This window comes from Flavobacteriales bacterium, assembly GCA_013001705.1.
Lineage (GTDB): Bacteria > Bacteroidota > Bacteroidia > Flavobacteriales_D > JABDKJ01 > JABDLZ01.
In genome coordinates, this window is sequence record JABDLZ010000050.1 from 1 (window position 1) to 7,521 (window position 7,521).

The following is a 7,521-nucleotide window of genomic DNA, read 5'->3' on the forward strand; positions in this document are numbered from 1 at the left end:
TACTCGCCACTATCCTGGTCATCATCTTTCTAAGCGGGATAAGTTTTAATGGATGAATTCTATATATGAGGGTGCCCCTAGTGACTAGGTTCAAAGAAGAGCGCCTTAGTACTACCTTCAAGACATGAAAGTCAGCCGAGCTGATATGCTGCGCGTGTTCATCCACGTGCTTCTTCCCCTTATCATCGGGGTATTGATCTTTTACTATTTCACTGATAGGGATATGTTCTTCAACCGACTTATTGAGAAATGGACTGGAAGTAAAGGACATGTTGATTGGAACTCTCCAGCATGGATCTATAATCATCTTCCGGATGGCATCTGGTCATATAGTTTCGCATCCGCCATGTTGATCATCTATGATGGTCAATGGAATAGGGAGGCTGTCTTCATGCTTGGCATAGCTATCACTATTCCTCTTGCAAACGAATTTGCTCAAAAAATAAATATATTGCAGGGAACATATGACCCACTGGACCTTATTTGGTACATATGTGGGGCTTTCTTCAGCTTATTGATTCACAACTACAAACCACTATCATCATGAAGTTATTGAGCACCAAGACCTTTATTGCCATCATCACGATCGCCATCTCTTTGTTTACTATAAATCTCTGGTACTAAGAGGAATAATAGATATTGACTCTTAAGGCCGGCCTTCACTAAGGGTCGGCTTTTTTTTCAGCTCATTTTCTTGCTCCTCCACCATACCCAGGTCCATGGGCTCTCCTAAGTAGGAGGTCTCCTGCTGAGCGAAAGCTTCATAGATGACCTCCATGATCTTGGTCCGAATATTCATGGTGATCAACTTCTTATTCTTCATATAGGGATAGACACGGTTGGATAGGAAAATGTAGACCATGTCCTCCTCTGGATCCGCCCAAGAGAGCGTACCGGTGAATCCACTGTGCCCAAAGCTCTCAAAGCTCACGCAATCGCAAGTAGGCCCTTCATCTCCATGTCTATTGGGTTTATCGAAGACAATTCCTCTTCGGTTCTCTTCTCTGTCCCCGGTGCAATACTGACAGCGAGTGAATTCGTTGATCAAGCTATCATTCAGCAGCCGCTGACCTCCGTAAGTCCCTCCATTGAGGAACATCTGCATCATGGCTGCAAGGTCCTCTGCATTGCTGAATAGTCCCGCATGGCCACCCACACCTCCTTGCATGGCCGCACCCATATCGTGCACGTGGCCTTGAAGCAACTGCATGCGGTAATAGAGATCGTATTCTGTAGGGACTATATGGTCCTTGTCGAATCGTTTGAGCGGTAGATAGCCCATCGAGTTCAGGTCCATCGGGCCATAGAACTCCTGCTGTACGTATTCATCCAAACTCATATCGGCCTTTTCCTCGATTATGGCCTTCATGAAATAGTAGCCCAGATCACTGTATTTGTAATTCTTCTCTTTCCGCAATCGAGTATCGAGGATACGTGTGAGAATGGTATCGGACTGACCCCTATGCATGTATAGATTATTGGCCACTTCGATATCATAGGTACGTGACCGCTTCTGCTGGTAGAGCTCGGGGTCGACCTTGCCGTTCTTCAGTGTGGTCGTGTAGAAGGGGATCCAAGGGACCAGGCCGGCCTGGTGGGTCAGGACCTCTCTCAGATAAAGGTCATGATAGACGGAGGTGTCCGGAATATTGGGCAAATGGTCACCCAATGTACCATCGATATCCACCTTGCCTTCCTCTACCAAGCGGATAAGTGCTGCCCCAGTAGATGCGATCTTGGTAATGGAAGCAATGTCATAGATATCATCCAATTCAGTAGGGCGTTTATTCTCGTAGGTATGTGATCCAAAGGCCCGTTCGTAGATGACCTTGCCGTTCTTGGCCACCATCACCACGCATCCAGGGTAAGCCCCTTTCTCTACACCGTCCATGGCTATGCTGTCTATGGCATGGAACTGACCTTCATTGAGTCCGAGTTCTTCTGGTAAGGCACGCTTCAATCTATGGGAGTGATAGATCAGTCCGGTCCCTGCAGAGAAGTGATCACCTATGGAGACCGGAAGCCTGCCGGTGATATCCAGCCGACCCAACACTGCCTCTGCCGACTTCACCCGAGTGATCGGATTTCCTTCATAAGCCACCAGGATAGCTTCAATACCCTGCATACTGGTGATATCTGCCAGACTGTAGGGGTTGCCAAGTAACACTACTGCTGTTTCATGTTGACCCGCGATCTGCTCGATGAAGCGCAATTCTGAACGGGAAAGCCCGAAGTTATCCTTGGGGCTTCTTCCCATTCCGTCTATCGAGATGATGACCTTCTTGACTCCGTAGAGCCCTTGGATGATCCGATTCCTACGATCTGCTGATGGTGCATGGGAGATGCTGTAAGCTTTCTGAATTCCGCGCTCTTTGAGCTTGAGATGAAAGGCATTATTCAGCTCTGCACCTATGGATAGATAGGCAATGCTATCCCTATCGGCTGGACTCACTGGCAGGATATTCTTCTCGTTCTTCACCAAGGTCAAGGCTCGCTCATAGAGGATCTCATTCAGTCGTCTGTCAGCAGCAGAATTCAGTGACTCGTACAGGTCATCGCTCTCTATCTCTTGCCATTCGTTCAGACCACACCATGCCTTGGCTTGCAGAATTCGTCTGCACCGCTGATCGATCACCGCACTATCCACAACTCCATCTGCGATCGCCTGTTGGATCATTTCCACAGCTCGAGGTACATCCTCAGGGAATAGAAGCACATCGTTGCCGGCTACTAGGGCCTTGAGGTCCACTTCACCGGGTTTCCAGTACTTGGCCACTCCTTTCATGTTCAAGGCATCTGTAAAAACAAGGCCCTTGAAACCCAAGTCTTCACGCAAGAGTTCATCGACCACTTTGGGAGAAAGCGTAGTGGCGAGGTGTGGGGTAGAATCGATCTGTGGCATGTAGAGGTGGGCCACCATCATACTGGATAGGCCTCGATTGGCCAATTGACGGAAGGGAAAGAGTTCCAAACTATCCAGCCGTGCTCTGTCATGCGATACGATAGGTAATGCATGATGTGAATCCGTATCGGTATCGCCATGCCCGGGAAAGTGTTTGGCATTGGCCATGACACCCACCGCTTGTAGCCCTTGCATATAGGCATTTCCCTTGCGGGCGACATTCACCGGTTGTTCTCCAAAAGATCGGTAGTTGATCACCGGGTTATCCGGGTTGTTATTGACATCGACCACCGGAGCGAAATTGACGTGTACTCCTATGCGGTCCAATTGCCTTCCGATGACCTTACCCATCTGATAGATGATGGTATCGTTGCGTATGGCACCGAGGGTCATCTGATAGGGATAGTGTATGGTACTGTCCAGCCGCATGGCAAGACCCCACTCGGCATCCATTCCTATAAGCAGGGGCACCTGAGAAATGCTTTGCAGATGATTGGTCAAGTGGACCTGACGTGCAGGACCCCCTTTGAAGAAGATCAATCCTCCGATGTGTTGCTCGGTGATCAAAGCCTCCAATTCAGCAACATGGTCTGCACCTTTTGCGGAATAAGCCGCCACCATGAACAGCTGACCGATGCGCTCTTCGAGGCTCATTTGGGCGAGGGTCTCATCCACCCAATCAGAGTCGGCCTGGATGAAAGGGGGGTCTGCGTAGCGCTTCAGGAGATTGGCCTGTGATGCTGCTGTGATTCCCGACAGCAGAAAAACACCGGCAATGAGATATGTTGTTAGCGCTCGCATATAACCTTCTAATCTAGGTCTAGAACAAATTCTCGACCAAAACGGTCGAGGTCATTATACACAACGAGCTGTTGAGCTATACTTGCATGTCACCAAGAGGATTCCTTTGCTTTTCAATTCCATAGAATTCGCAGTCTTCCTACCACTGGTCTTCGCAGTGTATTGGATGATAGGTAGTTCGCGTGTTCGAAGCCAGAATGCTTGGCTGCTTGTAGCGAGTTATGTCTTCTACGGTTGGTGGGATTGGAGATTCTTATCGCTTATCCTATTCAGTTCGCTTCTGGACTATACCCTCGGACTGCGCATGGCCCGCACAGAACACAGACCGAAGCGCAAAGCACTCTTGATCCTGAGCCTATGCGTCAATCTTGGATTTTTGGGGTTCTTCAAGTACTATAACTTCTTCTTGGACAACCTGGCCCAGGCCTTCACCCTATTCGGTCAACCCTTGGAAATGCGCGGTCTGGACATCATCCTACCGGTAGGGATCAGCTTTTACACTTTTCAAACTCTCTCCTATACCTTGGACATCTATCGGGGGCGTCTTCAGCCAACGAATGACCCCCTCTCCTTCTTGGCCTTTGTGAGTTTCTTCCCCCAGCTTGTTGCCGGGCCGATCGAGCGTGCGTCCAACCTATTGCCTCAATTCCAAACCCCTCGCACCTTTGACAGAAGGCGGGCCGAGGATGGCATGCGACAGATGCTATGGGGGTTCTTCAAGAAAGTGGTCATCGCAGATAATTGCGCCATCATCGTGAATGAGGTGTATGCTGATATCGGAAGTGCAGAACCGTATATGTTGGCTATCGCAGCCCTTCTTTTCACCTTCCAGATCTATTGTGATTTCTCAGGATATAGTGATATCGCTATCGGTTGTGCACGTCTATTCGGATTCGATCTTATGCGCAACTTCGCCTTCCCTTATTTCTCTAGGGATATCGCAGAATTCTGGAGAAGGTGGCATATCTCACTTTCTACTTGGTTCAGGGATTACCTCTACATTCCTCTAGGTGGATCCAGAGGTGGGCGATGGATGAAGGTGCGCAATACCATGATCATCTTCATTGTCAGCGGCTTCTGGCATGGGGCCAATTGGACCTTCATCGTTTGGGGAGCATTGAATGCGATCTTCTTCCTACCTCTATTGCTTTCTGACCGGAACCGCACCAATCTGGATGATATCGCTTCATCAGGAATTATCCCAAGTTGGAGAGAACTGCGTGGAGTCTTCGTCACTTTCACCTTGACCAATTTGGCCTGGGTCTTCTTCAGAGCAGAATCCGTACATGAGGCCTTAGTCTTTTTGGAGCGTATTTTTACAGAGTTCCCTGCTTCCTACCATCAAATTGTCAGCTTTCTTTATTTTATTCCAACGTCCACATTATTTGCGTGTATCGCATTCATGTTTGGATTTGAATGGCTGAATAGGCGTCAGGAACATGGACTCGAAGTAGCTAGATTCAAAGCGATTACTCGTAGATCTATGTATGTAGTGGTCCTCTTGTTGATTTTCGTATTCGGCTCCTTTGATAAACAGACATTCATTTATTTTCAGTTCTGATCGTTTTGACCTCATTCTATTTGAAAACATCGTTTTACTTGGTAGGATTGGCCATTGCTCACCTTCTAGCAGGTTTTTTTGCTGATGGTCAGACAGACGCGTTCTACTTGAGATTCACATCCCCGCAACAAGAGCACTTGATACTTGGAACCAGTAGAGCTGCACAAGGAGTACGACCGGAATTCATGGCTTCTGGTGCGTTCTACAATTTCTCTTTCACTTTACTTCACTCACCGTATGGACAGATGTATAGAGAAGCAATCGAGCAGAAAATAAAGCTCAGTGAGGGAGAAGGAAAGTTTGTTCTCACCATTGACCCTTGGAGTATCAGTGGGCTCGCTGAAGATCCTGAGGATGAAAGTCTATTCAAGGATTCCAAGACCCGTTTAGCCAACGTGGGATGTAAGTCCTGCTGTCCCAATTATGAGTACTTACTCAAGTACTATCCCAAAGGATGGGGTAGATTGATTCTAAGAAAGATCAGAAATCACCCGTCACATCACACTCTTCATGAAGACGGTTGGCTTGAGATCGATATCCCGATGGACAGTATCTCAGTTTACGATCGAACTGTTCGAAAAATGAAAGTGTATGAGCGCAACTCGACTTACTATGCCCCAAGTGATCTTAGATTCTCAGAATTTGAGAAATTGGTCGATACGCTGAGCAATAAAGGCCAGGTCTATATAGTACGTCTTCCTGTTCCTTCGGCTATGAAAAGGTTGGAAAGTCAGTACATGCCAAAATTCGAGCAAAAGATTCAGAGACTGGTTGAAAACCAGCAACTTCCATATCTAGATATGACCCTGCTACCGGACACTTTCAGGTACATTGATGGAAATCATTTATACAGTGCTAGTTCAACTTCGGTAAGTAAGATCATCGATGATTTTATACGTAGAGCTGACTTCAGTGAATAACGAATGGCGTAACAATCTGACGCATCTCAGAGGATAGGAGAAGATAATAGTGTCCCGCGTCCCAATCCAATCCATTCAAAAGCAAGGTGTGCGCACCTACTTGGTCCTCGGCTAGAAGAAGATCTTCGATGACCCTCCCCTGACCATCGACCACTTGGATATCGCATCGCTCATTGGGCAAGACCTCGAATCGGATGCGGGAGGCAGAACTCACCGGATTAGGAAACAACTGTATGGCCGTAGCCTCTTCCCTCTCGGCTAGAGAACTCGCCTCGAATTCGATCAATGTCAAAGTCTCATTTCCGCTATTGGCGACACCTAGAGTATGGATCTCTGCCCCATAGCTGATATCAGCGGGGTTGGAAAGCCCTGGAGCTGAGATGATCTCACTTTCTGTAAAGTCACTGCTGAACTTCGTAATGCGGGTCGGAGACCATGAGGACACGTAGAAATTCCCTTCGGCATCGATGTCGATCCCATCGCAATTCCCCAGACCACTTGAAATGATAGTGGTCATCATACCTGAGGATAGATCGATACTCTTTATGGGCGCATTGCTTCCCCAATTCACAAATATCACGCGATCATTTAGGGGGTCATAGACCACACCATTAGGAGTAGATTGTGTATCGGTTATGATTGGGTCTAGAACGGGGTTGTCATGGTCGGTCACATCGAGCTCATAAATGCGGTCATTGGCAAAATCACTGATCCAGAGACGGGACGTATTGGGGTCACTTCCCATTCCATTCAGAAATCCTGCTCCAGGCACATCCAGGCTGAACACCTCGGTCCCATCGATGAGGTCATATCCCTTGATGAGATCACCGCTGATGGCATATAGGACCCCATTCATCACCTCCATACCATGGGATGCACTTCCATCTCCGAAGAAGCTCAATTCGCCTTGCGCATTTTGCGCGATGATGCTCGAGCCATTGGAAACCAACCAACGGTCTTGGCCAGCATCATACTCGGCTGATTCTATCTGCTGATAGGATTGTGCCAAATGCAGTAAGGAGCATGTAAGGAAGATAAGGAGTGTGGGGAGACGGGTAGTCATAATAGCAGCGGACGCCAAAGATGGTCATTTCGCTTACATCTCAATGAAAAAAGGCCGCTCTGACAGAGCGGCCTTTCTACGTTTCACCTCTTAAAGTCGATCAGAAGTAAAGTTTTAGCGAGGTATTCCAAGTCCTACCGAAACCGAACCATCCCCGCGTATTATCCAGCAATTCATCATAGCTCTCATCCGTACGGATCCTATCCGTGGCCTCTGCTATGTACTGGGTATCAAAGACATTATTGACATTGACCCGTGCCTTGGCATCCAATCC

6 protein-coding genes are annotated in these 7,521 nt (G+C 47.9%); 3 read left to right on the top strand and 3 right to left on the bottom strand.

Annotated elements, in window-relative coordinates; all coding sequences use genetic code 11:
- Positions 1-154 precede the first annotated feature (154 nt).
- Entirely contained in the window at positions 155-547 is a 393-nt protein-coding gene (locus HKN79_01810) for a hypothetical protein (protein ID NNC82286.1), read from the top strand.
- Positions 548-646: 99 nt separating this feature from the next.
- On the opposite strand, the gene HKN79_01815 is transcribed toward HKN79_01810, so the two are convergent.
- On the bottom strand, positions 647-3,703 hold the full coding sequence (locus HKN79_01815; GenBank protein NNC82287.1) for a serine hydrolase: 3,057 nt from the start codon (positions 3,701-3,703) through the stop codon (positions 647-649).
- A gap of 106 nt (positions 3,704-3,809) precedes the next feature.
- Here HKN79_01815 and HKN79_01820 point away from each other — a divergent pair, with 106 nt between their 5' ends.
- Together HKN79_01820 and HKN79_01825 are read left to right on the top strand one after the other, a co-directional pair.
- Positions 3,810-5,264 carry an MBOAT family protein gene (locus tag HKN79_01820; GenBank protein NNC82288.1) on the top strand — a complete coding sequence of 485 codons (1,455 nt, stop codon included), beginning with the start codon at positions 3,810-3,812 and terminating at the stop codon, positions 5,262-5,264.
- 107 nt (positions 5,265-5,371) lie between these two features.
- Positions 5,372-6,184: a hypothetical protein gene (locus HKN79_01825; GenBank protein NNC82289.1), complete on the top strand. Its 813-nt coding sequence runs from the start codon at positions 5,372-5,374 to the stop codon at positions 6,182-6,184.
- On the opposite strand, the gene HKN79_01830 is transcribed toward HKN79_01825, so the two are convergent.
- Both HKN79_01830 and HKN79_01835 read right to left on the bottom strand, forming a co-directional pair.
- Complete coding sequence (locus tag HKN79_01830; protein ID NNC82290.1) at positions 6,174-7,247, bottom strand: hypothetical protein; 1,074 nt, start codon at positions 7,245-7,247, stop codon at positions 6,174-6,176. The genes HKN79_01825 and HKN79_01830 overlap by 11 nt on opposite strands.
- A gap of 100 nt (positions 7,248-7,347) precedes the next feature.
- On the bottom strand, positions 7,348-7,521 hold a 174-nt coding region (locus tag HKN79_01835), incomplete at its 5' end, for a hypothetical protein (protein ID NNC82291.1).

Bases quoted from the DNA above. Each gene is read 5' to 3' on its own strand.
- HKN79_01815 (NNC82287.1), bottom strand. From the start codon at position 3,703: ATGCGAGCGCTAACAACATATCTCATTGCCGGTGTTTTTCTGCTGTCG.
- HKN79_01830 (NNC82290.1), bottom strand. From the start codon at position 7,247: ATGACTACCCGTCTCCCCACACTCCTTATCTTCCTTACATGCTCCTTA.